At 66.4% G+C, this 24,641-nt stretch carries 23 protein-coding genes; 17 read left to right on the forward strand and 6 right to left on the reverse strand.

The annotated features are described in order from the left end of the window. Window positions 1–46: 46 nt before the first annotated feature. Genes ACZ1I5_RS22660 through rhmD form a run of 3 tightly spaced genes read right to left on the reverse strand, consistent with a single transcriptional unit; the run spans window position 47 to window position 2,856 of the window. Window positions 47–820 carry an SDR family NAD(P)-dependent oxidoreductase gene (locus ACZ1I5_RS22660; protein ID WP_465171483.1) on the reverse strand — a complete coding sequence of 258 codons (774 nt, stop codon included), beginning with the start codon at window positions 818–820 and terminating at the stop codon, window positions 47–49. Continuing rightward, window positions 793–1,659, reverse strand: a complete 867-nt coding sequence (locus tag ACZ1I5_RS22665; protein WP_465171484.1) for a fumarylacetoacetate hydrolase family protein — start codon at window positions 1,657–1,659, stop codon at window positions 793–795. The genes ACZ1I5_RS22660 and ACZ1I5_RS22665 overlap by 28 nt, the downstream gene beginning before the upstream one ends. 12 nt (window positions 1,660–1,671) lie before the next feature. Continuing rightward, complete coding sequence (gene rhmD, locus ACZ1I5_RS22670; protein WP_465171485.1) at window positions 1,672–2,856, reverse strand: L-rhamnonate dehydratase; 1,185 nt, start codon at window positions 2,854–2,856, stop codon at window positions 1,672–1,674. 172 nt (window positions 2,857–3,028) lie between these two features. Here rhmD and ACZ1I5_RS22675 point away from each other — a divergent pair, with 172 nt between their 5' ends. The 6 genes from ACZ1I5_RS22675 (at window position 3,029) to ACZ1I5_RS22700 (ending at window position 13,436) form a co-directional block, all read left to right on the forward strand. Beyond that, window positions 3,029–3,874 (forward strand): IclR family transcriptional regulator, encoded by an 846-nt coding sequence (locus tag ACZ1I5_RS22675; RefSeq protein ID WP_465171486.1) that lies wholly within the window; start codon window positions 3,029–3,031, stop codon window positions 3,872–3,874. An 18-nt stretch (window positions 3,875–3,892) separates the two neighbouring features. After that, complete coding sequence (locus tag ACZ1I5_RS22680) at window positions 3,893–4,654, forward strand: SDR family NAD(P)-dependent oxidoreductase (RefSeq protein WP_465171487.1); 762 nt, start codon at window positions 3,893–3,895, stop codon at window positions 4,652–4,654. A gap of 10 nt (window positions 4,655–4,664) precedes the next feature. Further along, complete coding sequence (locus ACZ1I5_RS22685; protein WP_465171488.1) at window positions 4,665–6,149, forward strand: UxaA family hydrolase; 1,485 nt, start codon at window positions 4,665–4,667, stop codon at window positions 6,147–6,149. After that, window positions 6,146–8,356, forward strand: coding sequence for a hypothetical protein (locus ACZ1I5_RS22690; RefSeq protein WP_465171489.1), 2,211 nt, complete (start codon window positions 6,146–6,148; stop codon window positions 8,354–8,356). The genes ACZ1I5_RS22685 and ACZ1I5_RS22690 overlap by 4 nt, the downstream gene beginning before the upstream one ends. Window positions 8,357–8,667: 311 nt before the next feature. Next, window positions 8,668–11,781, forward strand: a complete 3,114-nt coding sequence (locus ACZ1I5_RS22695) for a TonB-dependent receptor domain-containing protein (RefSeq protein ID WP_465171490.1) — start codon at window positions 8,668–8,670, stop codon at window positions 11,779–11,781. Window positions 11,782–11,840: 59 nt separating this feature from the next. After that, window positions 11,841–13,436: a rhamnogalacturonidase gene (locus ACZ1I5_RS22700; RefSeq protein ID WP_465171491.1), complete on the forward strand. Its 1,596-nt coding sequence runs from the start codon at window positions 11,841–11,843 to the stop codon at window positions 13,434–13,436. Window positions 13,437–13,492: 56 nt separating this feature from the next. Here the strand turns inward: ACZ1I5_RS22700 and ACZ1I5_RS22705 are convergent, their stop codons facing one another. Next, a complete protein-coding gene (locus ACZ1I5_RS22705) occupies window positions 13,493–14,299 on the reverse strand; it encodes an SDR family NAD(P)-dependent oxidoreductase (RefSeq protein WP_465171492.1) in 807 nt (268 codons plus the stop codon). A gap of 86 nt (window positions 14,300–14,385) precedes the next feature. Between ACZ1I5_RS22705 and ACZ1I5_RS22710 the strand changes: the two genes are divergently transcribed. Then, window positions 14,386–14,826, forward strand: coding sequence for a winged helix-turn-helix transcriptional regulator (locus ACZ1I5_RS22710; RefSeq protein ID WP_465171493.1), 441 nt, complete (start codon window positions 14,386–14,388; stop codon window positions 14,824–14,826). Between the two features lie 45 nt (window positions 14,827–14,871). Beyond that, entirely contained in the window at window positions 14,872–15,483 is a 612-nt protein-coding gene (locus ACZ1I5_RS22715; protein WP_465171494.1) for a DedA family protein, read from the forward strand. On the opposite strand, the gene ACZ1I5_RS22720 is transcribed toward ACZ1I5_RS22715, so the two are convergent. Next, complete coding sequence (locus tag ACZ1I5_RS22720) at window positions 15,480–16,745, reverse strand: NupC/NupG family nucleoside CNT transporter (RefSeq protein ID WP_465171495.1); 1,266 nt, start codon at window positions 16,743–16,745, stop codon at window positions 15,480–15,482. The two genes, ACZ1I5_RS22715 and ACZ1I5_RS22720, sit on opposite strands and share 4 nt — an antisense overlap. 129 nt (window positions 16,746–16,874) lie before the next feature. Here ACZ1I5_RS22720 and ACZ1I5_RS22725 point away from each other — a divergent pair, with 129 nt between their 5' ends. The 7 genes from ACZ1I5_RS22725 to ACZ1I5_RS22755 all read left to right on the forward strand — a co-directional run bounded on the left by ACZ1I5_RS22725 (window position 16,875) and on the right by ACZ1I5_RS22755 (window position 21,392). Next, entirely contained in the window at window positions 16,875–17,516 is a 642-nt protein-coding gene (locus ACZ1I5_RS22725) for a queuosine precursor transporter (protein ID WP_465171496.1), read from the forward strand. Window positions 17,517–17,705: 189 nt separating this feature from the next. Next, window positions 17,706–18,605 (forward strand): acetylglutamate kinase, encoded by a 900-nt coding sequence (argB, locus tag ACZ1I5_RS22730; RefSeq protein ID WP_465171497.1) that lies wholly within the window; start codon window positions 17,706–17,708, stop codon window positions 18,603–18,605. A 72-nt stretch (window positions 18,606–18,677) separates the two neighbouring features. After that, window positions 18,678–18,983 carry a YggT family protein gene (locus ACZ1I5_RS22735; RefSeq protein ID WP_465174027.1) on the forward strand — a complete coding sequence of 102 codons (306 nt, stop codon included), beginning with the start codon at window positions 18,678–18,680 and terminating at the stop codon, window positions 18,981–18,983. Between the two features lie 3 nt (window positions 18,984–18,986). After that, window positions 18,987–19,289, forward strand: a complete 303-nt coding sequence (locus tag ACZ1I5_RS22740; RefSeq protein WP_465171498.1) for a DUF167 domain-containing protein — start codon at window positions 18,987–18,989, stop codon at window positions 19,287–19,289. Further along, complete coding sequence (folD, locus tag ACZ1I5_RS22745; RefSeq protein WP_465171499.1) at window positions 19,286–20,161, forward strand: bifunctional methylenetetrahydrofolate dehydrogenase/methenyltetrahydrofolate cyclohydrolase FolD; 876 nt, start codon at window positions 19,286–19,288, stop codon at window positions 20,159–20,161. Before ACZ1I5_RS22740 ends, folD begins: the two co-directional genes overlap by 4 nt. Continuing rightward, the gene (locus tag ACZ1I5_RS22750; protein ID WP_465171500.1) at window positions 20,158–20,760 is read left to right on the forward strand and encodes a Cif family virulence factor; all 603 of its coding nucleotides are present in this window, start codon (window positions 20,158–20,160) and stop codon (window positions 20,758–20,760) included. The genes folD and ACZ1I5_RS22750 overlap by 4 nt, the downstream gene beginning before the upstream one ends. Window positions 20,761–20,771: 11 nt before the next feature. Continuing rightward, window positions 20,772–21,392: a MarC family protein gene (locus ACZ1I5_RS22755; protein WP_465174028.1), complete on the forward strand. Its 621-nt coding sequence runs from the start codon at window positions 20,772–20,774 to the stop codon at window positions 21,390–21,392. 120 nt (window positions 21,393–21,512) lie between these two features. Here the strand turns inward: ACZ1I5_RS22755 and ACZ1I5_RS22760 are convergent, their stop codons facing one another. Further along, entirely contained in the window at window positions 21,513–23,324 is a 1,812-nt protein-coding gene (locus ACZ1I5_RS22760; protein ID WP_465171501.1) for an AcrB/AcrD/AcrF family protein, read from the reverse strand. A 104-nt stretch (window positions 23,325–23,428) separates the two neighbouring features. Between ACZ1I5_RS22760 and ACZ1I5_RS22765 the strand changes: the two genes are divergently transcribed. Both ACZ1I5_RS22765 and ACZ1I5_RS22770 read left to right on the forward strand, forming a co-directional pair. After that, a complete protein-coding gene (locus ACZ1I5_RS22765; RefSeq protein WP_465174029.1) occupies window positions 23,429–23,812 on the forward strand; it encodes a GtrA family protein in 384 nt (127 codons plus the stop codon). A gap of 1 nt (window position 23,813) precedes the next feature. Beyond that, window positions 23,814–24,545 carry a class I SAM-dependent methyltransferase gene (locus ACZ1I5_RS22770; RefSeq protein ID WP_465171502.1) on the forward strand — a complete coding sequence of 244 codons (732 nt, stop codon included), beginning with the start codon at window positions 23,814–23,816 and terminating at the stop codon, window positions 24,543–24,545. Window positions 24,546–24,641: the final 96 nt, after the last annotated feature.

The raw sequence follows: 24,641 nt of genomic DNA on the forward strand, positions 1-24,641 counted from the left end.
ATGGGCCGCGCCGGCCTTTGCCGGTCGCGGGGCTGGCCGAAAACGATCAGAAAGTGGTCCGCCCCCCCGAGGTGTCGAAGGTCGACGCAGTGGTGAAGCTGCATTCCTCCGAGGCCATGAAGCAGACCATCGCCGCGGTCTCCTGCACTTCGCCGAGCCGGCCCATCGGGATCTTCGACAGCATGTATTCGACCTGGCTCTTGGGGAGCTGCTCGAGGATCGGGCTCTCGAAGGTCGCCGGTGTCACCGCATTGGCGATCACCCCGCGCGTCGCCAGTTCCTTGCCGAGCGACTTGGTCAGGCCGATCACCGCGGCCTTTGACGCGGAATAGGCCGAGGCGTTGGGATTGCCTTCCTTGCCCGCGACCGAGGAGACGTTGACGATCCGGCCATAGCCGTTCGCCACCATGTGCGGCACGACCGCGCGGCAGCAATAGAACAGGCCGTTGAGGTTGACGTCGATCACGCTCAGCCAGCTGTCGATCGGATAGGCCTCGACCGGCGCGGTCGCGCCGGTGATGCCGGCCGAGTTCACCAGGATGTCGATCCGCCCGAGCAGGCTCATGCTCTCCTCGGCCGCGCGCTCCACCGCTGCATTGTCGGCGACACTGAAGGCGATGGCGGCGACCGCGCCGACATCCTCCTTCGCTTCGTTCGCCCAGTCCGCCTGCATATCCCATAGCACGACGCGCCCGCCCTCGGCGACGATGCGGCGCGCGACCTCACGGCCGAGCCCCGACGCGCCGCCGGTGACGATCGCGGTCCTTCCGTCGAATCGGCCCCGGTACGATGTCACGCGGCGGCTCCGTTCGGGTTCCATGCCACCACGTCCTGGCGCTGCTGGCCGAGCTTCTCGATGCCAAGCTCGATCACGTCGCCCGCCTTGAGGAACCAGGGGGTTGGCTTCTGCCCCATGCCGACGCCCTTGGGCGTGCCGGTGGTGATGATGTCGCCGGGCTCCAGGGTCATGAACTCGCTGACATAGGAGACGAGCTTCGCGACGCCGAAAATCATCGTGCTGCTGCTGCCATCCTGGACGCGCTTGCCGTTGACCTCGAGCCACATGCCGAGCGACTGCACGTCACCGACCTCGTCCTTCGTCACCAGCCAGGGGCCGACCGGACCGAAGGTGTCGCACCCCTTGCCTTTGTCCCAGGTGCCGCCGCGCTCGAGCTGATAGGCACGCTCCGACACGTCGTTGATCGTGCAATAGCCGGCGACATGGTCAAGCGCCTTGTCCTCGGTGACATAGGAAGCGCGGGTGCCGATCACGACGCCCAGCTCGACTTCCCAGTCGGTCTTTTCGGATCCGCGCGGGATCATCACCGGGTCGTTCGGGCCCTGCAAGCAGGAGATCGCCTTGGTGAAGAAGATGGGCTCGGCCGGCTCGGGCAGGTTGGATTCGGCGGCATGCTCGGCGAAGTTCAGGCCGATCGCGATGAATTTGCGCGTGCCGGCAACCGGCACGCCGTAACGCGGCGATCCTTCGACCAGCGGCAGCGAGGCCGGGTCGATCGCTGCGAGCTTGGCCAGGCCGGCGGGCGAGATCTCGGCGGCAGCAATGTCGGTCACATGCGCGGAAAGGTCGCGGATATGTCCGTCGCTATCGATCAGACCGGGTTTTTCCTGGCCGATAGGGCCGTAACGCAGCAATTTCATGGGGAGGATTCCTCAGTGAGTATAAGGGCGGTGGAGCGGGATATCGCGGTTGAGCTCCACACCAAAGCCGGGTTTGTCGAGCGCCGAGGCGCGCATGCGGCCTTTTTCCGGAATTGGTTCGCCGAGCAGCTGCGGGGCGAACATCGGCACCACCTCGGTCGGGCCGGGGTGCATCATCAGGAACTCGGCGAACGGGCTGTTATGCCGCGTGATGACGAAGTGATAGGAATAGACCGAGGATCCGTGCGGCACGACCATCTTGCCCGCCGCATCGGCCAGCGCCGAAATCTTGAGCAGCTCGGTCACGCCGCCGCACCAGCCGACATCGGGCTGGATGATGTCGCAGCAGTCCATCTCGAGCAGCATGCGGAAGCCCCAGCGCGTCGCCTCATGCTCGCCGGTGGTGACCAGCATGCCCCTGGGCACGTTGCGCTTCAGCTCGGCATAGCCCCAATAATCGTCGGGGCTGATCGCTTCCTCGATCCATTTGAGGCCATGCTCGTGCGCGCGGATCGCGAGGCGGGTCGCGTAATTCACGTCGAGCGCCATCCAGCAATCGAGCATCAGCCAGAAATCCGGCCCGCATTTCGCGCGCATGTCGGCGAGCGCGGCGATGTTCTTGTCGAGCCCTTCCTCGCCCTCGGCCGGGCCGTGGTGGAGCGGCAGCTTGCCGCCGATGAACCCCATTTCCCTGGCGAGATCGGGCCGCGCGCCGGTCGCGTAGAATTGCAGCTCGTCACGCACCGCGCCGCCGAGCAGATGATAGACGGGCTCCTGCCGCAGCTTGCCGAGCAGGTCCCACAGCGCGAGGTCGACGCCGGAGATGGCGTTCACCACCAGTCCCTTGCGGCCATAATATTGAGTCGAGAAGTACATCTGGTCCCAGATCTTCTCATAGTCGGTCGGGCTGCGGCCTTCGAGGAAGCGGGCAAGATGCTTCTCGACGATGAAGGCCGCGGGCTCGCCGCCGGTCGTCACCGCGAAACCGATCGTGCCGTCTTCGGCTTCGATCTCGACCACCAACGTGCCGAGCACGTTGATGCCGAAGCTGCGCCGCGACTGGCGATATTCGGGATAGCGGCTCATCGGCGTGGCGATGTGATCGTCGATCCAGTGGCCGTCGCCCTGGTCGTGATAATCGGCGCCGCCGCCGCGCAGCACAAAGGCACGGACATGCTTGATACGGGGCAGCGTCATGCGGGCTCCATCGACAAACAGGCGCGCCCGGTGTCGAGGATAGCTATAGGCACGGCGTACCAGCATTTGGTACGCAAACACGCCGCCTGAAGCGGATCAGATTGCACGCCTGCCTCCTCTCTCGCGTTTTACCGCTTGATAAATTCCAGAATATGGGAAAGAATATTATTAGATGAGAAACGCTCCGTCAAATGCTGATTTGGCCGAAAAGGCATCGGATGCGACCGGCGACGCCAAATCCCAGCCGGGCAGCCAGACCTTGCTGCGCGGCCTGGACGTGATCGACGCGGTCATCGACGGCCCGATCACGCTCGCCGATCTCGCCGCCAGGCTTGGCCTCACCCGCTCGACCACGCACCGGCTCGCGACCGCGCTGATCGACCGGCGCTATCTGACGTTCGTGCCGCGGCTCGGCTATCATTTCGGGCCGAAGCTGCTCGAACTCGGTTTCCATGCCCAGCAGCAGACCGATCTCGTCCAGGTCGCCCGGCCGCATCTGGAGGATCTCGCCGCCGCGACCGAGGATACAGTGCATCTCGGCGTGCTCGACAGCGAACGCGCGCTCTATCTCGACAAGATTCCCGGCCGCCGCCGCGTCGAGATCAGCAGCCGTGTGGGCGATCGCCAGCCGCTCACCTCGACCGGCCTCGGCAAGGCGCTGCTGCTCGACGACAATGACCGGCACTGGCGCACGCTGTTCGAGGAGGATCAGGCCGCCGGCTCCCCGCCCGCCGATTATGCGGTCTGGGAAGAGCGGATGCGCGACTATGTCGCCGTCGGCCGCGCCTTCGATCTGGAAGAGAATGAGGATCTGATCCGCTGCGTGGCGGCGCCGATCCGCGGCGTCAGCGGGCAGATCGTCGCTGCGATCAGCGTGTCGAGCGCCGCGCAATATATGGCGGACGATCGCATGCAGGCCTTGTCGGACGATGTCCGCGCCACGGCGATGGCGGTCAGCCGCGATCTCGGTTGGTCCGAGGGCGCCGTCCGCCGCACCCCGCCGCGCTCGCGTCGATAGATCGAACAGGAGAGTTTCGTGCTGCTTCAGGGCAAGACAATGCTCGTCACCGGCGGGTCGGCGGGGATCGGCCGCGCCGCGGCGATCGGCGCCGCGCGGCACGGTGCCGATGTGGCGATCAACTATCTGCACGACGATGAGGGTGCGGCGAGCTGCGTCGCCGAGATCGAGGCGCTGGGCCGCCGCGCCTTCGCGCTGCACGGCGACGTCGCCGATCCGGAGACGGCCAGCGCCTTTGTCGACGGTGCGGTGGCCGCGCTGGGCAAGGTCGACATCTTCGTCAACAATGCCGGCATCTGCCCGTTCCACGCCTTTCTCGACATGCCGGTCGAGACGTTCGAACGGACCATGAAGGTCAATCTCCACGGCGCCTATTTCATGGTCCAGGCAGCGGCGAACCAGATGGTCGCGCAAGGGACGGGCGGGTCGATCGTCGCGGTCTCGTCGATCTCGGCACTGGTCGGCGGCGAGTATCAGACGCATTACACGCCGACCAAGGCTGGCGTGCATTCGCTGATGCAGTCCGCCGCCATCGCGCTCGGCCGCCACGGCATCCGCTGCAATTCGGTACTGCCCGGCACGATCCTCACTGACATCAACAAGGACGATCTCGCCGATCCGGCCAAGCGGGCCTATATGGAAGGGCGAATCCCGCTGGGCCGGCTCGGCCAGCCCGACGACCTTGCCGGACCGATCGTCTTCCTCGCTTCCGATCTCGCGAACTATGTGACCGGGGCGGCCTTGCTGGTCGACGGCGGCGCGTTCGTGAACCTGCAATAAGGCCGATAGCATGACCCTGCCGCTGTTCCGCATCGATCCCCGGGACGGGGTCGCCACCGCGCTCCACGATCTGGACGCCGGCACCATCGCGACGGTCGGCGATGTCGAGGTGACCTTGCCGCAGGCGATCGGGCGCGGGCACAAGGTTGCGTTGCGCGCCCTTCACACCGGCGATCCGGTGTTGAAGTTCGGCTTCCCAATCGGCATCGCCACCGCCGAGATCGCGCCGGGCGAGCATGTCCATGTCCATAATGTCGCGACCGCGCTGGCGACGAGCGACGACTATGTCTGGCGCCCGCATGTCCATCAGGCGGATATCAAGGTGCCCGCCACCGGTTTCGCCGGGTATCGCCGCGCCGACGGACGAGTCGGCACGCGCAACGAGATCTGGATCATCCCGACCGTCGGCTGTGTCGGGCGCACCGCGCAGAAGATCGCTGAGATCGCCGGGCGGCGTCATGCCGACCGCATCGACGGCGTGCTCGCGCTGGCACACCCCTTCGGCTGCTCGCAGCTCGGCGACGATCTGGACGGCACGCGCTCGATCCTCGCTGCGCTGGCCGCGCATCCCAATGCCGGCGGCGTGCTGCTGGTCGGGCTCGGCTGCGAATCCAATCAGCTCGACCGGCTGTTGAAGGAGATCGATCCCGCGCTGCACGGCAAGATCCGCAGCGTCGCCGCGCAGTTCGCCGGGGACGAGATCGAGGAAGGCCTGACGCTGGTCGATGAACTGGTCGAGGAAGCGGCGAAAGTTGCGCGGACCGAGGTGCCCCTGTCGGACCTGGTGCTCGGCGTGAAATGCGGCGGATCGGACGGTTTTTCGGGCCTGACCGCCAACCCGCTGGTCGGGCGGATGAGTGATGCGGTGACACGCGCCGGCGGCACCGCGATCCTGACCGAAATCCCCGAGATCTTCGGCGCCGAGCAATTGCTGATGGACCGCGCCGCGGACGAGCAGGTGTTCGACGGCATCGGTGCGCTGGTCAACGACTTCAAACGCTATTTCACCAAGCATGGCGAGCCGGTGTCTGAGAACCCCTCGCCCGGCAATATTGCCGGCGGCATCACCACGCTCGAGGAGAAGTCGCTCGGCGCGGTGCAGAAGGCGGGGCACGCGACCGTCACCGACGTCCGCCATTACGGCGAGCGCGTGCGCCGCACCGGGCTGACCCTGCTCGAAGCGCCCGGCAACGACGCCGTATCGTCGACGGCGCTGACCGCGGCCGGCGCGACCGTGATCCTGTTCACCACCGGACGCGGCACCCCGCTCGGTTTCCCCGCGCCGACGATCAAGATCGCCTCGAACACGCCGCTCGCCGAGCGCAAGCCCAACTGGATCGATTTCGATGCCGGCCAGGTGCTCGACAAGGGCATGGACCAGGCCGCCGACGCGCTGCTCGACACGATCCGCGCCATCGCCTCAGGCAAGCAGACCGCGTCCGAACGCAATGGCGAGCGCGAGATCGCGATCTGGAAGCGGGGCGTGACGCTTTGAGGGGTTACTGGCTGGCGGCGCTGGCGCTGCTCGCGGGCACGCCCGCCACCGCGCAGCCGATCGACCGCCTGGCGTTGGTCAAACGCCACGACGTGACGCTGACCAAGGTCGATCCGCATGCGCCGCTGATGCTGGGCAATGGCAGCATCGGCTTCACCGCCGACATCACCGGGCTGCAGACCTTCCCGGATCGCTACGCGAAGACCGCCCCGCTGCTGACCATGGCGCAATGGGCCTGGCACAGCTTCCCCAACCCGCATGGCTATACCGAAGCGAACGGGCTGGTGCAGGTGCCCGTGCCCGGGGGCAGCACGCAGCCCTATTCCTATATGCGCGATTTCGATCTGCTGAAGACCAACCCGTCTTTGGTCTGGCTGCGCGAGAACCCGCACCGCTTCTCGCTGGGCCGGGTCGCGCTGGCGCTCAAGGGCAGGGACGGCAGGCCCGCGACGTTCGAGGCCCTGTCGGCCACGCGCCAGCATCTTGATCTCTGGACCGGCGCGCTCGACAGCAGCTTCCGCTTCGATGGCCAGTCCGTCACGGTGACGACTCGCGTCCACCCCGATCGCGACATGATCATGGTCGAAATCCGCTCGCCGCTGGTCGCGAGCGGCCGGATCGGCGTGGACGTGCGCTACCCGGGGGTGTCGCGGAACCTCAATCCCGATCCGTCGGATTATCGCGACGACGCCGATCGCAGGACCACTGTGCTTGCGCGCGGCCCTGGCGCGCTCCTGCTGAGCAACCGGATCGACGACACAATCTACTATTCGGCGATCGCCGCGACCGGGGCGACCGTCTCCCAGGCCGGCCCGCACCAAGTCCATGTCGTCGCCCGGCGCGGCGACCGGCTGGTGGTGTTCGTCAGCTTCGACCGGGTCCGCAAGCCCGCGCCCCGCACCGATTATGTCGCCGCCACCGCCGCCGTCTCGAAACACTGGCGCGATTACTGGTCGAAAGGCGGCATGATCGACTTCACCGGCAGCACCGATCCGCGCGCGCCGGAGCTAGAACGCCGCATCCTGCTGTCGCAGTATCTCGCGGCGATCAACCAGGCGGGCGATGTGCCGCCGCAGGAGGAGGGGCTCTTCTCCAACAGCTGGAACGGCAAGTTCCATCTCGAGGTGCATCCCTGGCACGCCGGGCATTTCGCGCTCTGGGGCCGGCCGGCGCTGCTCGAACGCTCGATGGCCTGGTATCTCGATCGCATGCCCCAGGCTAAGGCCGAGGCCGCGCGCCATGGGGTACAGGGCGCCTGGTGGACCAAGATGTCGGGACCGGAAGGGCGCAACAGCCCGAGCCCGATCAACCCCTTCATCATGTGGCAGCAACCGCACCCGATCTACATGGCGGAGCTGCTTTACCGCGCGCATCCCGATGCCGCGACGCTCGCCCGCTATGGCGAGCTGGTCGACCAGACCGCGCGGCTGCTCGCCACCTGGCCGCGCTGGGACGAGACGGGCAAGCGTTTCGTGCTCGGCCCGCCGATTATCCCGGTGCAGGAAAATCACGATCCAATGACGACGGTGAACCCGGCGTATGAGATCGAATATTTCCGCTGGGGGCTGAAGACGGCGCAGGCCTGGCGTGAGCGGCGCGGGCTGAAGCGCGTCGCCGACTGGGACAAGGTGATCGACCTGCTCGGCCCGGTGCCGCAGCGTGACGGCCTGTATCTCCCGGTCGAGAGCGAGCCCGATTTCTGGAAGAAGGTCGCCTCCGCCGAATGCCGGCGCAATGCGATCGGGCATGATTGCCTCAACCGCGACCATCCATCCTTCCTGATGGCCTATGGCGCGATCGGCGGCGACCATGTCGATCCCGAGACGATGCGCCGCACGCTCCGCGCGGTCGAGGCGGACTGGGATCTGCGCCAGACCTGGGGTTGGGATTATCCGATGATCGCGATGACCGCGGCGCGGCTCGGCGAGCCCGACAAGGCGATCGACTGGCTGTTCCGCGATACCGCGAACAACCAATGGGGTATCAGCGGCATGACCCCGCGCGTCGGTTTTGATCCGGCGGTGAAGAACGGTCCGGACGGCCCCGGTTACACCCGCGTCGCCGACACCTATTTCCCCTCCAATGGCGGCCTGTTGCTGGTCACTGGCATGATGGCGGCGGGCTGGGACGGTTCGACCGGCGCGGCGCCGGGGTTCCCGAAGCGTGGGTGGCGCGTGCGGGCCGAAGGCATTGCGCCGCTGCCCTGACGTCCGGGACAATCTGTGTCTTGCGGGACACGCAATTCCAAACTTTGAACACGCGTCCCACAGGATCGCGAATTGCGATTGACGCCCCACTTCTCATTCTGTAATATTCAATCCCACAATATGAGAAATAATGACGTTCGAAAATGGTAGCGCTACCTTGGGGGTCAGCTTCGGGGTTCGGGACTCGGCAGAACGGCATCGCGGATCGAACGGACAAACAAGACCGGTAATCGGCGAACGGCAGGACCGCGCAAGCGGACCGGGACAAACAAGCGCTTCCCTTGGGGAGGCCGCAAGAGGGGATGGAACCTATGAAAGATACCCAGATCATCAGCCGCCGCGCGCGCTTCCTGTGCGGATCGGCGCTCGTCGCCGCCGGCCTGAGCTTTGCCTCGATCGCCTCGGCGCAAACGGCGCAGCCGGTCATCGACCAGAGCGCGGCGCCCGCCGTTCCGGCCGATGAAGCCACGGTCGGGCAGGAGCAGGAAATCACCGTCACCGGATCGCGCATCAAGCGCGCCGAGTTCGACGCCTCGACGCCGGTCAGCGTGATCAATGCCGAGGACGTCAAGCTTGCCGGCACGGTCAATATCGAGAAGCTACTGAGCGATTCGCCGCAGTTCGTCGGGTCGCAAAATGGCGGCGCCACCTCGAACACCGTTCCGGGCGGCACCGCCGACGTCAACCTTCGCGGCTTCGGCGCGACCCGCAACCTGGTGCTGGTCAACGGCCGCCGCTTCGCGATCTACGGCCCGGATCAGGTCACCGATCTCAACACTATCCCGACCTCGCTGATCGCGCGGACTGAAGTCGTCACCGGCGGGTCGTCCGCGGTCTATGGGTCGGATGCGATCACCGGTGTCGTCAACTTCATCATGCGCGACGATTTCGAAGGCGTGGAGGCCAAGGCGCAGCTGAACTATGCCGCGCCGACCAGCACGCCGACCTATACGTTCGACGTCACGCTCGGCGGCAATTTCTCCGAAGGCCGCGGCAATCTGGTCGTGTCAGGCAACTATCTGAAGCGCGGCGCGATCACTCGCGGCGAGCGCGGCGACTTCGCCTATGATTCGCTGTCCGACGGCTGCATCGTGCCCGGCACCGGCAACGCCAATCACGCCGGCACGCCTTTCGCGATCCCGGGCGGCCAGACCTGCACCTCGGCCGGTGGTCAGCTCGGCTTCATCGCCGGCGGCAGCGGCGACATTCCCAATGGCCGTTTCTCGGGCCTGCCGACCTTCGGTGCGGCCAGCCCGGCTCTTCAGGCCGCCTATACCGCGGCGGGCCTTGGCGGCCTTGGCTCGCGCGGCTTCACCTTCAACAATGAAGGCACGACGGCGCGCCCGGCGCTGACTCCGCAGGACGATTTCAATCTCGGCCCCGACAATTACCTGATCATCCCGCAGGAACGCTGGATGATCAACAGCTTCGGTCATTACGACTTCAGCGACAACATCACCGGCTATATGGAGCTGCATTACTCCAACAATCTGGTGAGCGCGCAGCTGGCGCCGAGCAATGTCGGCGTGCCGACCCTGTTCAACACCAACAATCCCTATCTGACGCCGCAGCTGCGCGAAGTGTTCCGCCAGCTCGATCTAGCCGAGACCGGTACGACGACGGTGACCAGCGGTTCCGCCTCGCGGACCACGGTCGCCGGCGACGGACTCGCCGTCGTCACCGCCGGGCGCCGCTATCTCGAAGTCGGCCGCCGTCAGGCCGATGCCCGCCGCAACACCTTCCGCGGCGCCTGGGGCTTCCGTGGCGATCTGGGCAGCGCGTCGGACAGCTTCCTGACCGACCTCTCCTACGACGTCTATTACACCTATGCCCGCACGGAGGAGACGACCCTCCTGCGCAACGCCATCTCGCGCAGCCGCCTGCAGGCGTCACTGCTCTCGGTCGGCGGCGCGGCGCCGGTCTGCAACATCTTCGGGCAGAACATCACGGCCGCCTGCGCCAGCGCCATCTCGATCAGCGCGACCAATTCGACCACAGCGGAACTGCAGGTCGCCTCCGCCAACCTCACCGGCAATCTCTTCTCGCTGCCGGCGGGTCCGGTCGGCTTCTCGACCGGCGTCGAGTGGCGCGAATCGAGCGCGAAGTTCAATCCGGATTCCTTCCTCTCCTCCGGTGACGTCGCCGGGTTCAACCCCGGCCTGCCGACCAGCGGCAAGGTGTCGGCGAAGGAAGTCTTCGGCGAAATCCGCGTACCGCTGATTCACAACACGCCGTTCATCCAGAACCTGACCGCCAATGCCGCCTTCCGCTATTCCGATTACAGCCTGAAGGGCATCGGCGGCGTCTGGACCTATCTCGGCGGGCTCGACTGGCGCGTGAACCGGGACATCGCGTTCCGCGGTCAATATCAGCGCGCGATCCGTGCGCCGAACGTCAACGAGCTGTTCGGCGGCACCAGCCGCGTCGTCGGCACGGCGACCGATCCTTGCTCGGATCGCGTGCCGGTGGCGCAGCAGACGGCGGCGGTCCGCGCGGTCTGCGTCGCGAACGGCGTGCCCGCGGCGGCGGTGTTCACCGCCGGTGTCCAGCCGAACAGCATCATCCCGGCCGATTTCGGCGGCAATCCGAATGTCGGCGAGGAGAAGTCGGATACCTTCACCGCGGGCGTCGTCCTGACCCCCAGCTTCATCAAGGGGCTCTATCTCAGCATCGATTATTTCAACATCACGCTTGATGGCGCGATCTCGCCGCTCGGCGGCGGCCTCGCCAACACGCTGAACCTTTGCTTCAACGTGATCCAGGACGCGAACAGCGAATATTGCCAGGCGATCAAGCGCGATCCGAACTCGGGCGCAATCAACGATCCCTATGTCGCGCAGATCCGCAACGCCAATACCGGCTCGCTCAAGACCTCGGGCATCGATTTCGCCGCGCGCTATCATCTCAATGTCGGCTTCGGTTTCCCGGGGCTGAGCGAGACGAGCTCGTTCGATTTCAGCACCAACTATACCTGGCTCAACGATTTCACCTCGACTCCGGTTGCGGCCTTCCCGAACATCCAGAACCATTGCGCCGGCGCGTTCGGCACCACCTGCGGCCAGCCGCTGCCGACCTGGCGGGGCTCGTCGCGGGTGACTTGGAACCTGGACAAGCTGAGCCTCAGCGTCCGGCATCGCTATATCGGTTCGGTCACGACCGACCGCTACCTGCTGCCGTTGCGCTCGGGTGCCGCCAACGCACCGGCACTGAGCAGCTTCGCCTATCCGAAGCTGGGGGCGCAGAATTATTTCGACGTCTCGTTCAACCTCGATGTGCTGAAGAACCTGACCTTCTTCGGCGGCGCGAACAATGTGTTCGGCAAGCAGCCTCCCGTCTCGACCCAGGGCCCCGGCGCGAATACCTTCGCCGCGACCTATGACGTGATCGGCACCGAGCTCTTCATCGGCGCGACGGTGAAGTTCTGATAGGGCGGGGCAGCCGCCCCGGCGGCTGCCCTTTTCCGTCCCCACCATGAGGAAGCTCGATGACGCTCGATCGCCGTTCGATGATCCTGGGCGGCTCGGCCGCCCTGACCGCGGCGGCTGGCGCCAGCCCCGCGCTCGCCGCTGAACGCCAGGGCGCGCTGCCCCTCGCCGGGACGAGCGGCTGGGTCGATGTCCGCCAGTTCGGCGCGAAGGGTGACGGCACGACGATCGATTCGATCGCGATCAACAAGGCGATCGATTTCGCCGCGGCGCGCGGCGGGGGCACGGTGTTTTTCCCGGCCGGCACCTACGCCTGTTTCACCATCCGCCTGAAGAGCCGGATCACGCTCCATCTCGATCAGGGCGCGACGATCCTCGCCGCGCCCGCGCCGACGACCGGCAGCGGCGGCTATGACCATGCCGAGCCGATCGGCGATCACGGCGCCTATCAGGATTTCGGTCATGGCCATTGGCGCAACAGCCTGATCTGGGGCGAGGGTCTGCACGATATCGCCATCACCGGATCGGGCTTGATCTGGGGCAAGGGCCTTGGCCGCGGCGACGGCAAGGACAAGTATCTCAGCGACCCCAACGGCCCCGGCACCGGCAACAAGGCGATCGCGCTGAAGCTGTGCCGCAACGTGCTGCTGCGCGATTTCCAGATACTCGAGGGCGGCTGGTTCGCGCTGCTCGCGACCGGTGTCGACAATCTGACGATCGACAATCTGCTGGTCGACACCAACCGCGACGGTTTCGATATCGATTGCTGCCGCGGCGTGCGCATCACCAACTGCACGATCAACTCGCCCTGGGACGATGCGATCTGCCCCAAGAGCAGCTTCGCGCTCGGCTATCGCCGCGATACCGAGGATCTGATGATCGCCAATTGCCTGGTCACGGGCAATTACGTGATCGGCTCGGTAATCGACGGCACCTGGAAGAAGATGCCGGCGTCCTTCGCCAATACGGTGCATGGCCGGATCAAGTTCGGCACTGAATCGAATGGCGGTTTCAAAAAGATCACCATCAGCAATTGCGTGTTCGACGACAGCCAGGGCCTCGCGCTGGAAACCGTCGACGGCGCCAATTTCGAGGATGTGACGGTCACCAACGTCACGATGCGCGGCAGCTTTAGCTCGCCGATCTTCATGCGGCTGGGCCGGCGCATGCGCGGGCCCAAGGGTACGCCGATCGGCACGCTCAAGCGGGTGCTGATCAGCAATATCGTCAGCTCGGGCGCGGGCTGGCTGCCTTCGATCCTGGCCGGCATTCCCGGCCATCCGATCGAGGACGTGAAGATCAGCGACGTCTTCCTCCACCAGATTGGGGGGGCGCCCGAGGCAATGGCAGCGCTGCGCCCGCCGCTCAACGAGCTCGCTTATCCCGAACCCAACATGTTCGGCGATGTGCCCGCGACCGGATTCTTCATCCGCGACGTGCGCAATATCGAGATGAGCAATGTCGAGATTGCGGTCGAGAAATCTGATCCCCGCGCGGCCTTCTATCTCAACGATGTGACGGAGGCGGATTTCTTCCGCCTGCGCGTGCCCAGGGGGGAGAGCTTCGTGCTCGACCGGGTCACCAATTTCCGCAGCTTCGGCAGCCGCTGGCTGAAGGACCGGACCGTCGACGGGCTTGTTTCCGACCGGTTCTGAGAAGCTTGCGGGCGCGGCGCCATATCCCTTGATGGCGCCACGCCCGCTCACGCGGCTCAGGCCGCAACGGCCTCACGATAGCGCGGCGCAACCTCGCGGTTGGAAAGCTTGCCGTCCATCGCCAGACGCGCAGCCTCATAGGCGTCCCACTGGCCGTCATCGGTAAGCGGCGGAATGGTGATCGTCTCGCCGCGATCGAAGCCGAGCAGCGAGGCATCGACCAAGTCGCCCGCTTCCATCACCCATTCGACCGGGAAGCTGTCGACGTCCTTGCCGGAGCGCTCCCAGATCTCGGTGCGCGTCGCGCCGGGCAGCACCGCCTGGACGCGCACGCCCTGCGGCTCGAGCTGCTTGGCCAGCGACTTGCTGAGGTTCAGCACATAGGCCTTGGAGCCGCTATAGACGCCGTCGAACATCTCCGGGAGCAGCGCCAGCACTGAGGCAATGTTGATGATCCCACCGCTCTTGCGCGCGGCGAAGGCCTTGCCGGCGGCACCGGCGAGCAGGGTCGGCGCGGTGATGTTGAGCGCGATCAGCTTCTCGACCTGGGCGACCTCGCTGTCGAGCAGGCCGCCATTGAGCGACATGCCGGCATTGTTGACCAGCAGCGTGATCGCGGCGTCGGAGGTCAGGCGATCCTCGACCTTCGCCACATCGGCGCGGTCGGTCAGGTCGGCGGGCAGCACGTCGATCGAACGGCCGGTCTCGGCGGCCAGCTTGGCGGCCAGCGTCTCCATCCGCCCGGCGTCGCGCGCGACGAGGATCAGGTCGTAGCCGCGGCGGGCGAGGCGGTCGGCATAGACCGCGCCAAGGCCAGTCGATGCGCCGGTGATGAGGGCAGTGCCCAAGGTCGAAGTCGTCATGGTGTGTCTCCTTGCTCCGCCGGCGCCTGAAAGAGGGGTAGTGCCGGTGACTTGCATAATGATAGGAACGTGACTATCATTGTGCAATGGACACCGAAAAATATTCGAACGGACCCTGCCCGGTCGCTCGTGGCCTCTGCCATGTCGGCGATGCGTGGAGCATGCTGATCCTGCGCGACGCTGGCGGCGGCGCGACGCGTTTCGACCAGTTCCAGAAGAATCTGGGTATCGCGCCGAACATCCTGACGCGCCGCCTGAGCGCGCTGGTCGAAGGCGGACTGCTCGAGCGCCATCGCTACAGCCAACATCCGCCGCGCGACGAATATCTGCTGACCGATACCGGCCGCGATTTCCTCCCCGTGCTGTTCGCCTTCGGCGCCTGGGGCGCGCGCCACTTTGGCGACGCACCCGTCTCGCACCTGGTCGAAAAGGGCAGCGGTGCGTCGGTCGAGGCGGTCGTGGTCGATCGCGCGACCGGCACGCCACTGTCCGATCTCGACCTTCGCCTGGTGCAGCCCGGCGCCTGACGCCGGGCTGGCCAGGTCGTCTGCGATCCGCCATGAATCGGCGGGATGACGATCGAGTCCCTCATCGCCGACTATGGTTTCGCCGCGATCTTCCTCGGCGCGGGGATCGAGGGAGAAACCTGCGTGGTCGCCGGCGGGGTGCTGGCGCACCGTCATTTGCTGCCCTTATGGGCAGTGTGGTTTGCCGCTGCGTCCGGGTCGTTCGTCGCCGACCAGCTGTTCTTCGCCTCGGGCCGCTATTTCCGCGATCATCCGCGCGTCAGGCGCCTGGCCGCGAAGCCCGGCTTCGCCAAGGCGCTGGTCACCCTGGAACGGCATCCCGTGCTGTTCGTGATGGGCTTCCGCTTTCTCTACGGCCTGCGCACCATCAGCCCGATCGCGATCGGCACCTCGCATCTCCGCACGCGCACCTTCCTGCCGCTCAACGCGCTCGCCGCGGCGATCTGGGCGGCCCTGTTCACTGGCATCGGCTATGGTTTCGGCCATGGGATCGAGCGGCTGTTCGGCGATGCCCTGTCCGCCGGGCGCTTGCTGCCCATGCTGGCGGCCGGCCTCGTCCTGATCTTCGTCCTGTCGAAAACCGTGCAATGGCTGCACCACCGCTATGCCGACCGGTGCGAGCGTATTGCCGCCGCCGGGCGTGAGTCCCGCGCCTAGCTGATCAGCATGCCCGCCAGCGCGGCGCTCATCAGGTTCGCCAGGCTACCCGCGACCAGCGCGCGGATGCCGAGCTTGGCGATCATCGAGCGCTGGTTGGGGGCGAGGCTGCCGGCGGAGGCCATCTGAATCGCGATCGAGCTGAAATTGGCGAAACCGCACAGCGCGAAGGTCACGATCGCCGTGCTGCGGGGCGACAATGTCTTGATCTGGCTGAGATCGGCAAAGGCGACAAACTCGTTGAGCACGACCTTGGTGCCGAGCAGACCGCCCGCGGTGCCCGCCTCGCTCCACGGAATGCTGAGCAGGAAGGCGACCGGCGACAGGATCGTACCGAGAATCGCCTGGAAGCTCAGAGTCGGATAGCCGAACCAGCTGCCGACCTCGCCGAGCAATCCGTTGGCGAGCGCGACCAGCGAAACGAAGGCCAGCACCATCGCCGCGACCGCGACCGCGATCTTCACGCCGGTCTGCGCCCCCATCGCGGCGGCCATGATGATGTTGGCGGCTCGTTCCTCCTCGATCGCGGCCTCGGCGACGCGGATCACCTGCGCCTCGATATCGTCACCGAGCGGCAGTTCGTCTTCGACGACATGGGGATCGTCGGGCATGATGATCTTGGCCATCAGCAGGCCGCCCGGCGCGGACATGAAGGAGGCGGCGAGCAGATAGGGGAGGGACGCGGGCCCGAGCAACGCGGCATAGGCGGCCAGGATCGTGCCCGCGACGCCGGCCATGCCGACCGTCATTACCGCGAACAGCTGCTGCGGCGTAAGCGACGCGAGATAGGGTCGGATCACCAGCGGGGCTTCGCTCTGGCCGACGAAGATGTTGGCGGCGGCGCAGAGCGATTCGACCTTGGAGACGCCCGTCATCCATTCGATCGCGCCGCCGATCCAGCGCACGATCACCTGCATGATGCCGAGATGATAGAGGACGGAGACCAAAGCGGCGAAGAAGATCACGACCGGCAGCGCCGAGATGGCGAACGACGTGCCGAAGCGCGGATCGGTGGCGAGCGGGCCGAAGATGACCTTGGTACCCTCTCCGGCATAGCCGAGCATCGCCGCGACGCCGTGCGACAGGCCCAGGATGGCGGCCTTGCCGGCGGGCACATAGAGCACCAGCACGGCGACGCCGGCCTGTAGCGCGAAGGCCGCGCCGACGACGCGCAGCCGGATCGCGCGCCGGTTGGTCGACAGCAGGAAGGCCAGGGCCAGGATGACGGCGATGCCGATGATACCGATCGGAAAACTGTTCATGAAGGGCGCCCGCCTGCGAATAAGACAACGCAGTCCCGGGGGGACGGCGCGGGAACCCACCATACAGGCCGGACGCGATTGGGCTAGTGGCGGTTTGACGTGCGCGTAAAAGGCGGTAGCGTCCCGGCGATGACTCAGACCCCTCCCGCGATCCCGCGTTCGCTCTTCGTCTATTCGATCTTCTATGGCGGCATGGTCTGCATCGCGGGCGTGCTCGGGGTCAAACAGGTTCAGCTCGGTCCGCTCGCGGTCGAGGCCGGGATCTTCGGCTTCCTGTTGCTGGTCGTAATGGGCAGCGCGGTGACCGAACTGCACGGCCGCAAGGCGGGCGACATGCTGGTCCGCTTCGGCTTCGTGCCGCTGATCGTCTCGGCGGCGCTGATTCAGGTCGTGCTGGCGTTGCCGACCGATCCGGGCATGTACCCGCCGGCGATCGAGGCCTTTCCGATCGTGGTGGGGCAAAGCGCGCGGATGATGATCGCGGGGCTGATCTCCTACGGCATCTCGCAGACGCTCAACATCTTCATCTTCTCGAAGCTGCGGGAGGGCACCGGCAAGCTGCTCTGGCTCCGCGGCATGATCGCCAGCATCGTCAGCCAGGTGGTCGATACCGTGCTGTTCATCTCGATATCCTTCTACGGCGAACGCCCGATCCTCGGCCTGATGGGCGGCCAGATGCTCGCCAAGGTCGTGCTGTCGATCGTGCTGGTGCCGTTCCTGATCACCTTCTTCGTCTGGCTCGGCCGCCGCCTGGACGCAGCGCGCTCTTAAACCCCTCCCGTAGGGGAGGGGACGCACGGCGAAGCCGGCGAGGGGAGGGCTCGGTCGGAACGGCCGGCTTTGGTCCCATGGCCCGTTCCGACCGAGCCCTCTCCTTCTCGCTGCTGCTCAGCTTGCCTCTCCCCGAAGGGAGAGGGGTAGTAGCTTTCACCAAGCTGACGTTCCGGTTATGGGGCCCGCATGACCGATCACTCCCCCGATCCCGCCCTGCTCGCCAAGGCCGAAACGCTCGTCGAGGCGCTGCCCTATATGCAGCGCTATGCCGGCGCGACCTTCGTCGTGAAATATGGCGGCCACGCCATGGGCGATCCCGAGGCGGCGCGCGATTTCGCCGAGGATGTGGTGCTGATGAAGGCGGTCGGGATCAACCCGGTGGTCGTCCATGGCGGCGGGCCGCAGATCGGCGCGATGCTGAAGCGGCTGGGCGTCGAATCGCGCTTCGTCGACGGGCTTCGCGTCACCGATGCGGAGACTGCGCGGATCGCCGAGATGGTCCTGGCCGGATCGATCAACAAGGAAATCGTCGGCTGGATCGGCCAGGCCGGCGGCCGCGCGGTCGGCATCTCCGGCAAGGATGGCGGTTTCGTCACCGCCGAGAAGGTCGGCCGCAACACCCCCGACCGGCTGCAGGGCATCGAGCGCCATGTCGATCTCGGATTCGTCGGCGAACCGGTCGGCGTCGACCGGCGGATCATCGACACCCTGTCGACCGCCGGCATCATCCCGGTGGTCGCGCCGATCGCGCAAGGGGCGGACGGCCAGACCTATAATATCAATGCCGATACCATGGCCGGCGCGATCGCCTCGGCACTGGGCGCGCAGCGCCTGTTCATGCTGACGGACGTGGTCGGCGTGCTCGACAAGTCGGGCGAGCTGATGACGGACCTGAATCCCGACGCCATCGCTGCGCTGCGTGCCGACGGCACGATCAGCGGGGGCATGATTCCGAAGCTCGAGACCTGCGTCGCCGCGGTCGAGGGCGGGGTCGACGCCGCGGTCATCCTCGACGGCCGGGTGCCGCATGCGATGCTGCTGGAAATCTTCACCCGGCGCGGTGCGGGCACGCTGGTTCGGCGCTGAACGGCCTGTTCGAAACGACCGCGTTTCGCTAGGCTTGGCTTCCACTCGACCCGGAGACCCGCCTTGGCCCTTTTGCTCGTCCTTCTTCAGATCGTTCAGGTGCTTCTCAACGTCGCCACCTGGATCATCCTGATCCAGGCGATCCTGTCCTGGCTGATCGCCTTCAACGTGATCAACACCCATAACGACACGGTCCGTCAAATCTGGGAAGCGCTGCGGAAAATCACCGAGCCCTTCTATCGCCCGATCCGGCGGATTCTGCCCGATTTCGGTGCGCTGGACCTGTCGCCGCTCGTGGTCCTGCTCATCCTCTACATCCTGTCCAACATCATCGTGCCGGCCATCTATGCCCAACTCGTCGCGGCGCCGGTCGTCTGAACCATGCCCGCCTGGGCGCTCCGGCCGGACGGCATCGCGATTGCGGTTCGTGTCACGCCCAGGTCCTCCCGCGACATTCTCGCGGCTGGAACCGACGATCATTTCGCGGCGCGGCTGAACGCGCCGCCGGTCGAGGGCGCGGCCAATGCGGCGCTGGTCGCCCTTGTCGCCAGGGCGTTCGGCGTGCCGAAACGCGACGTCAGCCTGGTCGCCGGAGAGACTGCGCGGCTGAAGCGGCTTGCCATCGCGGGCGAGCCTGCGCTGCTGGCGAAAATCGCCGCCAGTCTTTATGAGGCGGCGCCATGAGCGCTGACATCATCGACGGAAAAGCCTTTGCCCTGGCCCTGCGCGGTCGCATCGCCGAGCAGGTGACGGCGTTTGTCGCCGCCGCCGGCCGCCCGCCCGGGCTCGCGGTGGTGCTGGTCGGCGACGATCCGGCCTCCGCCGTCTATGTCCGCTCTAAGGGCCGGGCGGTGAAGGACGCCGGCATGGCGGGTTTCGAATATCGCCTACCCGCCGATGTCCCGCAGGACGAACTGGTCGCGCTGGTCGACCGGCTCAATGCCGATGCGAATGTCGACGGTATCCTCGTCCAGCTGCCCTTGCCGGCGCATATCGACGAGCGGGTCGTCACCACCCGGATCGACCCGGACAAGGATGTCGACGGATTCCACCCGGTCAATGCCGGCCGGCTCGCGACCGGCCTTTACGGCTTCGTGCCCTGCACTCCGCTCGGTTGCATCATGCTGCTCAAGGACCGGCTGGGCGATCTCGGCGGGCTCGACGCGGTGGTGATCGGCCGCTCCAACATCGTCGGCAAGCCGATGGCGCAGCTCCTCCTCAAGGAAAGCTGCACCGTCACCATCGCGCATTCCAGGACGAAGGACCTGTCGAGCGTGGTGCGCCGCGCCGATATCGTCGTGGCGGCGGTCGGCCGGCCCGAGATGATCCGCGGCGAATGGATCAAGCCCGGCGCGACCGTGATCGATGTCGGCATCAACCGGACCGAGGATGGGCTGGTCGGCGATGTCGATTTCGCCGGTGCCGCCAGCGTCGCCGGCGCGATCACCCCGGTGCCCGGCGGGGTCGGGCCGATGACGATCGCGGTGCTGCTGCGTAACACGCTGGTCTCGGCGCATCGCCGCATGAAGGTGCCCTACGACAAGGACGCGCTGTGATCGTCCTGCTCCTCGCCGCGGCGGTGCCGCAGACCGCGGCGCAGGCCGAGCGCGCCTTTGCCAACGCCGCCCAGGCCGAGGGGCAATGGACCGCGTTCCGCCGCTACGCGACCGAGGATGCGGTGATGTTTGCGCCCCAGCCGGTGAAGACGCAGGACTTTCTCAGGGACCGCAAGGATCCGCCGGCCGCGTTGATGTGGTGGGCGGCTGACAGCTATGTCTCGTGCGACGGCGCGCTGGCGGTCAATACCGGCCCGTGGATCAGGCCGAAGGGCGACGCGTTCGGCTATTTTTCGACCGTCTGGCAGCGTCAGGCCGATGGCGGCTGGAAATGGACGATGGACGGCGGCGATGGCCTCGCCAAACCGCGCCCCGCCGGCGACGCGCCGAAGATTCGCCGCGGCTCGTGCAAGGGCAGCCCTTCCACCGTCGCCGCGGTGCGCTACCGCGACGGTGAGACCGCCGAGGGCCAGTCGGAAGACCGCACGCTCGCCTGGCGCTGGCACGTCGCCCCGGATGGCGCGCGCAGCTTCGACGTCTGGCTGTGGGACGGGCGCGTCATGAAACCGGTCATGACCGACCGGATCGCGGCGCAGTGAGCACGTCAGGCCTGATCGCGCTCTACGTCTCCTCGCTGATCACCTTCTTCGTGGTGATCGATCCGCCGGGCTGCGCGCCGATCTATGCCGGCCTGACCAAGGGCGCGTCGCCGGCGCATCGCCGCGCCATGGCGGTCCGCTCGGTTCTGGTCGCCTCGGCGATCCTGTTCGTCTTCGCGCTGTTCGGCGAGGATCTGCTGCGCGCGCTCGGCATCAGCCTGGCGAGCTTCCGCATCGCGGGCGGCATCATGCTGTTCCTGATCGCGCTCGAGATGGTGTTCGAGAAACGCACGCAGCGGCGCGAGGACCGAGCGGCGAAGGTCGCCGAGACGCCCGAGGTCGAGGACGTCTCAATCTTCCCCATGGCCATGCCGATGATCGCCGGCCCCGGCTCGATCGCCTCGGTCATGCTGCTGATGAGCCGCAATGACGGGATCGAGCGCACCCTCGTCGTGCTCGCCGCGCTGGCGACGATCCTGGCGCTGACCTTGCTCGCCCTGCTCGCGGCGGGGCCGATCATGCGCGTGCTCGGCGTCAAGATCGAGGCGGTGATCACTCGGCTGCTCGGCGTGCTCCTCGCGGCGCTCGCCGTGCAGTTCGTGATCGACGGGGTACGGATCAGCCTGTTGTAGAACCGCTTCGCTCAGGCGGTTGTACCCTTCACCGTTCGTTTCGAGCGCAGTCGAGAAACCTGGCATGCGATACCGCCAGCCAATGTGTCTCGACGTCGCTCGACACGAACCGAAATGGGGCTAGTCGGGGCGTTCAGCCCCATCCTCATAATGGATCCGGAACAGGCGCAGCGGCGATTTCTTCGGCAGCGGCAGCTGCTCGAGCCAGGCGGGCACCTTGTTATGCGCCAGCTGGTCGTAGAAGCCGCCCGGCGCGCGCGAGCGATAGATCGTCGATTCCGCCATGTTGGGGCAGATCAGCAGCAAGCTGGCGCCGTGCCGCTTCGCGATCGCGCGGAAATTCTCCGGCGTGCCCTTGAAGGCGTGCTGCACGTCGAGGATCGCGTCGCCATTGCGGTGATAAGGGCCGGCGATCGCGCTGTGGTGCGTGATGGTGATCAGCCGCGGACCGAGATCGACAAAGGTGAAGATCGTCTGCGCCGGCAGCTTGTCGAGCGGGGCGAGCGCCGGGATGGTCGGGCAGCGGCCGCTGGCATTGTTGACGATCTGCACCCGCGCGCTTGGTGGATCGATCCTGAAATATTTGATGACGAGGCCGGAAAACAGGCCGGACACCGCCAGCAGCCCGGTGACGGTGCCAAGTACACGCACCAGGACGGAGCGATGGCCCAGGCACCAGGGCAGGATGATCCAGGCAAGCGCGGTCGCGCCCGGCACTGCCAGCAGCTGCGCGGCCGGCCCGGCGCGCGCCTGCCACAACAGCATCAGCGCGGCAAAGCTGCAGAACAGCAGCACCGGCATCCAGCCGTTGAACCGGGGCGTGCCGCGCGCGCGCCAGGTGGCGATGCAGGCGCCGATGATGCCGATCACCGGCAAGGTCACGATCGGGAAGGCGGTGCGGAAAGCGTGCTTGTAGATCGGCCGGGCCTCGCGGACATTGTCCAGCCAGTTGCGGGCAAGCTCAGGCGAGACCTGTTCGGGCCGCCCCAGGCATTGCGGGAAGACCAGGGCGAAGCCGATGGCGATGATCAGGCCCGCCACCACGGCGAGCGACAGCCGGGCCATGCGCTGTTCGGGGTTGATCCGGCCAAGCACGAACAGCAACGCCCCCGCCGCGACCATCACGCTGAGCCAGACCGGCGTGAGCGCATCGCAGCGCAGCACTTCGTTTGCGTAGGAGCCGAACAGCGCATAGCCGAGCGCGGAGCCGCCGCCGAGCGTCAGCGCATAGACCGTCATGCGCTGCACGTCGCCGCGGTCCTGGATCCAGCGCAGCGCGATGATCGCCCCGGCCATCGCCGCATAGGGCAGCAGCTCGAGCCCGATGGTCAGCGAGACCGCGCTGGCGACACCCACCATCGCCCCGCCGCGCGCGCCCATGCGGTCGGCAAGGCCGGCGACGGTCAGGCTCAGCATGGCGAGCTGCCAGCCATGGTGATCGATCCGGTCGGGCATGAACATCAGGATGGTCGAGGTGCAACCCGCCACCAGGAATACCAGCGCGAGCGGCCAGGAAATCCCGCCGACCAGCCGGCGCACGGTGGCGGCGATGCCGATCATCGCGATCGACAGTGGCAGGATCGGCGCGATGCCGCAGGCCAGCTTTTCCGCCTCCGCCACGCCGACGAACGGCTTGAACAGCAGGATCAGCGCGGCGATCGGCAGGTCGACGATCCGGCTCCAGTGAATGTCGAACCCGCCCGGCGGATTGAGCTTGTACTGGCGCAGATCGTACCAGCCCTGGCCATTCATCAGCGCGCGCACCTGGGCGAGCCGCATATTGTCGTCGGTGTCGCCCAGCGACAGCCAGTGGATCGCGTTCCACCGGTCGATCATGAACCAGATGCCGACCGCCAGCCAGGCGATCAGGGTCAGCCGCAGCCAATATCTGTCCAGCTCGCGGACAAGAGGACGATCGGTCGTGTTTTGCAAAGGGCTTCCCTCGGTCACGTTCGCGCTCTAGTGCGGCGCGCGTAAAGGGCAAGGTACGCGTGACGGCGATTATCAGACAGATCGAGACCTGGCGGACGAGCGGCATGCTCGGCCAGCTCATTCGCTTCGGCATTGCCGGGGGCATTTCGACCGTCATCTATTCGGCGGTCTATCTGCCGCTGACGCATTGGGTATTCCCCGCGCGACAGGCGGTCTATGCGGTCCCCTTCGCTTTCGCCGTCGCGGTGACGGCGGGTTTCTTCCTGCATAGCGCCTGGAGCTTCAAGGGGCACGGCACGCGCGATTCGAGCGGGCGCCAGCATGCGAAGTTCGTCGCGGTGCAGGGTTTCGGCCTGGTGCTGAACGCGCTGCTCACTTGGCTGATCACTGGCCTGCTGCATCAACCGGTCTGGGTGCCGCTGATCCCCGTGGTCTTCGTGATTCCGCTCGCGACCTTTGCGCTCAATCGCTGGTGGGTGTTCGGCTGATATGGACAGAATCGTCTATGACCGCATGGCGGCGCACGATTCCACGCATTGGTGGTACCGGGCGCGCCGCGACATCCTGGCCGAGTATCTGGCGCGCGAGGGCCATCTGCCTGCCAATGCCCGCATCCTGGAGATCGGTTGCGGCACCGGCCACAATTTGCCGATGCTCGCCGCCTTCGGCCGCATCGACGCGATCGAGATCGATCCCGCCGCGCGCGAGATCGCGAGCGCCCGGCTCGGCCGCGAGGTCGGCGCGGCGCCGCTCCCGGCGCTGACCGGCGTGGAGCGCGGCGCCTATGACCTGATCGCGGTGCTCGACGTGGTCGAGCATATCGAGGACGATGTCGGCGCGCTGAAGGCCATGGCCGAATGTCTGAAGCCGGGCGGCAAGATCCTGATCACGGTGCCGGCGCATCAATGGATGTGGAGCGCGCACGACGTGGTGAACCATCATCATCGCCGCTATTCCAAGGCGGGGCTGGTCAGGGTCATCCGCGCGGCGGGGCTCGAGCCCCGCAAGCTCGGCTATTTCAACTCGCTGCTCTTCCCGCTCGCCGCAGCGGCACGGCTGGCCGGCCGGCTGACCGGCAAGGATGACAGCGACGATTCGCCGCCGCCAAAGATCGTCAACACCCTGTTCGAAAAGATCTTCCGCTTCGAACGCCACCTCGTCGGCCGCGTGCCGCTGTCACCGGGCGTCTCGATCATCACCCTGGCGTCGCCGGCGAAATAGGCGCTCCGGCGACCATCCCCTGATCGTCACCCCGGACTTGTTCCGGGGTCCGTCGCTCCGCACACGCAACGACTGCGGCGCTTGCGGAACGATGGA

The sequence above is a fragment of the Sphingomonas sp. BL-S-30 genome, assembly GCF_055521475.1.

Coding starts and splice junctions, on each gene's coding strand:
- ACZ1I5_RS22710 (WP_465171493.1), top strand. CDS start 14,386: ATGGACACCGAAAAATATTCGAACGGACCCTGCCCGGTCGCTCGTGGC.
- ACZ1I5_RS22740 (WP_465171498.1), top strand. CDS start 18,987: ATGCCCGCCTGGGCGCTCCGGCCGGACGGCATCGCGATTGCGGTTCGT.
- ACZ1I5_RS22685 (WP_465171488.1), top strand. CDS start 4,665: ATGACCCTGCCGCTGTTCCGCATCGATCCCCGGGACGGGGTCGCCACC.
- ACZ1I5_RS22660 (WP_465171483.1), bottom strand. CDS start 820: ATGGAACCCGAACGGAGCCGCCGCGTGACATCGTACCGGGGCCGATTC.
- ACZ1I5_RS22720 (WP_465171495.1), bottom strand. CDS start 16,745: ATGAACAGTTTTCCGATCGGTATCATCGGCATCGCCGTCATCCTGGCC.
- ACZ1I5_RS22675 (WP_465171486.1), top strand. CDS start 3,029: ATGAGAAACGCTCCGTCAAATGCTGATTTGGCCGAAAAGGCATCGGAT.
- ACZ1I5_RS22700 (WP_465171491.1), top strand. CDS start 11,841: ATGACGCTCGATCGCCGTTCGATGATCCTGGGCGGCTCGGCCGCCCTG.
- ACZ1I5_RS22715 (WP_465171494.1), top strand. CDS start 14,872: ATGACGATCGAGTCCCTCATCGCCGACTATGGTTTCGCCGCGATCTTC.
- folD (WP_465171499.1), top strand. CDS start 19,286: ATGAGCGCTGACATCATCGACGGAAAAGCCTTTGCCCTGGCCCTGCGC.
- ACZ1I5_RS22695 (WP_465171490.1), top strand. CDS start 8,668: ATGAAAGATACCCAGATCATCAGCCGCCGCGCGCGCTTCCTGTGCGGA.
- argB (WP_465171497.1), top strand. CDS start 17,706: ATGACCGATCACTCCCCCGATCCCGCCCTGCTCGCCAAGGCCGAAACG.
- ACZ1I5_RS22765 (WP_465174029.1), top strand. CDS start 23,429: ATGCTCGGCCAGCTCATTCGCTTCGGCATTGCCGGGGGCATTTCGACC.
- ACZ1I5_RS22770 (WP_465171502.1), top strand. CDS start 23,814: ATGGACAGAATCGTCTATGACCGCATGGCGGCGCACGATTCCACGCAT.
- ACZ1I5_RS22725 (WP_465171496.1), top strand. CDS start 16,875: ATGACTCAGACCCCTCCCGCGATCCCGCGTTCGCTCTTCGTCTATTCG.
- rhmD (WP_465171485.1), bottom strand. CDS start 2,856: ATGACGCTGCCCCGTATCAAGCATGTCCGTGCCTTTGTGCTGCGCGGC.
- ACZ1I5_RS22705 (WP_465171492.1), bottom strand. CDS start 14,299: ATGACGACTTCGACCTTGGGCACTGCCCTCATCACCGGCGCATCGACT.
- ACZ1I5_RS22665 (WP_465171484.1), bottom strand. CDS start 1,659: ATGAAATTGCTGCGTTACGGCCCTATCGGCCAGGAAAAACCCGGTCTG.